Annotated in this window: 4 protein-coding genes and 1 pseudogene; all 5 read right to left on the reverse strand. The window is 76.3% G+C overall.

Translation table 11 applies throughout. The features are described 5' to 3' along the window. Positions 1-307 (reverse strand): annotated as a pseudogene (locus ACTUAL_RS06590) (hypothetical protein); the annotation flags it as partial. Beyond that, a complete protein-coding gene (locus tag ACTUAL_RS06595) occupies positions 304-1662 on the reverse strand; it encodes a hypothetical protein (RefSeq protein WP_440899621.1) in 1359 nt (452 codons plus the stop codon). The pseudogene ACTUAL_RS06590 and the gene ACTUAL_RS06595, both read right to left, overlap by 4 nt. Continuing rightward, positions 1662-2465 (reverse strand): ABC transporter ATP-binding protein, encoded by an 804-nt coding sequence (locus ACTUAL_RS06600; protein WP_440899622.1) that lies wholly within the window; start codon positions 2463-2465, stop codon positions 1662-1664. The genes ACTUAL_RS06595 and ACTUAL_RS06600 overlap by 1 nt, the downstream gene beginning before the upstream one ends. Before the next feature lie 116 nt (positions 2466-2581). Continuing rightward, the gene (locus ACTUAL_RS06605; protein WP_440899623.1) at positions 2582-3373 is read right to left on the reverse strand and encodes a zf-HC2 domain-containing protein; all 792 of its coding nucleotides are present in this window, start codon (positions 3371-3373) and stop codon (positions 2582-2584) included. After that, positions 3370-3516: sigma factor-like helix-turn-helix DNA-binding protein (locus ACTUAL_RS06610; protein WP_440899624.1), on the reverse strand; the 147-nt coding region annotated here is incomplete at its 5' end. The genes ACTUAL_RS06610 and ACTUAL_RS06605, both read right to left, overlap by 4 nt.

The following is a 3516-nucleotide window of genomic DNA, read 5'->3' on the forward strand; positions in this document are numbered from 1 at the left end:
ACGGGTCCACCGCGGACTGCCCGAGCCGCTGCGCCACCAGCAGGGCGCCGGTGGCGACCACGCCGATCAGCAGCAGGTGGGCGAGCCTGCGCACCGGCCACGGCAGCGCGGCCGTGCGGTCGAGCGCCGGGTCCTGCCCGCTCAGCCCGATCGCGGCGATCGAGACCCCGGAGACGCAGGCGAGCGTGGTCAGCATCGGCGTCCACGCCGTGCCCGCCACCGCCCACAGCCCCGCGATCGCCAGCAGCAGCCCGCCGAACGCGGACGGCGCCGACCTGGAGCGGGCGTACAGCACAGCCCACCTCATCGCGCGCCCTCCGGCAGCAGGACGTCCAGCGCGGTCCCCTCGCAGGCGAGCAGCGCCTTCCTGGTCGCCACGACCCGCTGCTCCCGCACGTCCTCCGGGTGCGAGCGGAACCTGTGCCACGCGGAGTCGACCACGGACTCCATCCCGGCGAAGTGGCCGGGGTAGTCGGCGGGCGGCCGGTCGGCCCCGGTGAGGTGCGCGACGGTCAGCGCCGAGATGATCGGCTCGTCGGTGCCGCCCTCGTTGGCGGCGTGGCAGCGGGGCACCCCGGCGCCCGCCAGCAGCTCGTCGCGGGTGCGCGTGACGTCGGCCTCCAGCAGCCCGGAGTCCATCTGGTAGTTGATCCGCACCACGTCCGCCGACCGCTCGGGAACCTGGTCCGACCACTGCGGGGTGGGGTCCTCCACGACCCTGGTCGGCGCGTCCGGCAGCCGGGAGAGCAGCCGCAGCGCCTCGCGCCCGGCCTCGGCGAGCACCGGCAGCCGGTCGGCGTGCATCCGGGAGACGCACACCGGCCCGTCGCACACCAGTTCGGCGGCGGCGGTGTCGGTGGTGAACGCGTCGGCGGGCCTCGCGGGCAGCAGCGGCGCCGCGACGGCGGCGGCGAGCAGCGCGGGGGCGGCGGCGATCAGCTTGGCGCGCGGGGACCTCGCGGCCAGCAGCAGCACGCCGGTCGCCGCGAGCCCGGCGAACCAGGCGGCCTGCACGAGGTCGAACGACCACGTGGTGGTCACCATCGTGCCGCGCGGGTCGCCGATCACGGCCGTGAGGTAGGCCAGCCGCGTCGCGAACGAGGGGACCCGCGCCTCGGCCAGCCCGGTGCCGGCCAGCGTCAGCAGCACCAGCGAGAGCACCGCCGCGGCGGGCGCGACCAGCGGGTGCGGGGCCATGCGCCCGACGGCCAGGCCGAGCACCCCGCCCGCGACCACCGCGAGCGCCCCGACCACCAGCGCGGGCAGGAACGCCGCCGAGGTGTACCCGCCGCCCAGCAGCACGTTCACCACGCCCACCACCGCCAGCGCGCCGAACCCGACGACCAGGCACACCGCGAGCGCGGCGGCCAGCGCGCCGGTCCGCTGCCCGACCGGTCGGGGCGTGCTCCCCAGCAGCTCGGTCATGCCGGACCGCCGGTCGCGCATCCCCTGGACGGCGCCCGCGCCGAGGGCGACGGGCCAGCAGAAGACGAGGAACCAGCGCAGCCACAGGACGGCCGTGGTGGTGCTGCTGCCCCAGTCGGCCGGGTCGTGGCTCCACGGGCCGGACAGCAGGAGCAGCAGGGGCAGCGGCAGGAGCAGCACCAGCAGCCCGGCCCACGGCGCGACGGAGCGCCGCAGCTCGATCCTCAGCGCGCGCATCACCAGCCCCCCTTGCCCGGCTCCTGGCCCAGCAGCGCGGAGTAGCCGCGCTCGATCGGGCTGTCGCCGACGTGGTCGGGCGTCCCGGCCCCCGCGACCTCGGCCGGGGTGCCCTGGAACACGAGCGACCCGCTCGCGATCAGCACCACGTCGGTGCAGGCTGCGGCGACGTCCTCCACCAGGTGCGTGGAGATCAGCACGCAGGTCTCCCGCCCCAGCTCCGCCACCAGCTCGCGGAACCGCACGCGCTGCGCCGGGTCCAGTCCCGCCGTGGGCTCGTCGAGCAGCAGCACGGCGGGGTCGTTGACGATGGCCTGCGCGACCCCGACGCGGCGCACCATGCCGCCGGACAGCGTCTTCATCTTGTCGTCGGCCCGGTCGGCGAGCCCGACCCGCTCCACGGCGCGCTGCACGGCTCCGGGGATCTCGGCGGCCGGGACCTCCTTGAGCCAGGCCAGGTACTCGACGAACTCGCGCACCGTGAACCGCTTGTAGTAGCCGAAGTCCTGCGGCAGGTAGCCGAGCCTGCGCCGCAGCGCGCGCCGCCCGCCCAGCCCGTCGACCCGCTCGCCCAGCACCGACAGCTCGCCGGAGGTGGGCCGCAGCACGGTGGCGAGGGTGCGGATCAGCGTGGTCTTGCCCGCGCCGTTGGGCCCGAGCAGCCCGTGCACCCCCTTGCCCAGCTCCAGGTCGAGCCCGTCGACGGCGTTCTTCTTGCGCCCGACCCGCACCACCAGCCCCTTGGCCTGGATCTCCCAGGCGTAGGCGGTGGGTGAGACCTCGTCGGCCCCCACTGCTCGCATGTCGCTCCTCATTGGACGTTCCTCATCGGACTTCCCCGGTTGTTCCGCGTCGAGAAGGTCTTGTCCCGGAAGGTTTTCCGGATAGCCGCGCCCCGACCGCGGGGCGTGGCGGGTGGTTAGCGGTGCGCGCCCAGCTGGTCGAACCGGCCGCGCCGCAGCACCACGACCACCGAGGCGAGCAGCAGCACGGCGCCCCAGACGGGCAGCGCGCCCGTGAAGACGTCCAGCGGCGCGGCCTCGGCGGCGTGCGGCAGGACCACCAGCGCGGCCCACGTCCCGCCGAGCGCGAGCGCGGCGGGCAGCACGCCGATCACGCTGCCCAGCGCGAGCGCGCTGGTGGTCAGCGCAAGGCACGGCAGCAGCCACAGCACCACCGACGCGCCGGTCACCCAGCTCCCGGCGCCCAGCAGCGGGGCCAGGACGCCGAGCACGGCGGCGGTGCGGCGCAGCACCAGGTTCAGCCCGGACCTGGGGGTCGCGGCCACCGCCTCGTAGGCCGGGTCGAGCCCGCGCGACCAGGACACCGCGACGCCGAGCACCGGCAGCACCGGCGCGAGCAGCTGCACCCAGGGGGTCCGCAGCGCGGACGGCCCGCCGAGCAGCAGGTCCGCCACGACCACGCCGACCACCAGCAGCGCGACCACGACCAGCCACGGCGCCATCACCGGCGTGAGCCACGCGGTGACCGCCCGCCGGACCGGGCGGCGCCGCCGGACCGGCGCACCCAATCGCGGTTCGACGCCCGCCCACACCGCGTCCAGCAGCGGAAGGGGCGGGGCGGCGCCGGCGAGCCTGCCCCGGCAGTGCCCGCACCGCTCCAGGTGCCCCTCGACCGCCCACAGCCGGTCGTCGGCCAGCTCCAGCCCGGCCGCGTAGGCGCGGACCAGCTCGTCGCTCGGGTGTGTCACGACAGCGCCTCCCGCATCGCGATCCGCGCACGGCGCGCGCGGGTCTTCACCGTTCCCTCCGGCACCCCCAGGACCACGGCCGCCTCGGTGACCGTGAGCCCGTCGAGCACCATGGCCCGCAGCACGTCCCGCAGCTCGGGCGA

Source organism: Actinosynnema sp. (assembly GCF_052038725.1).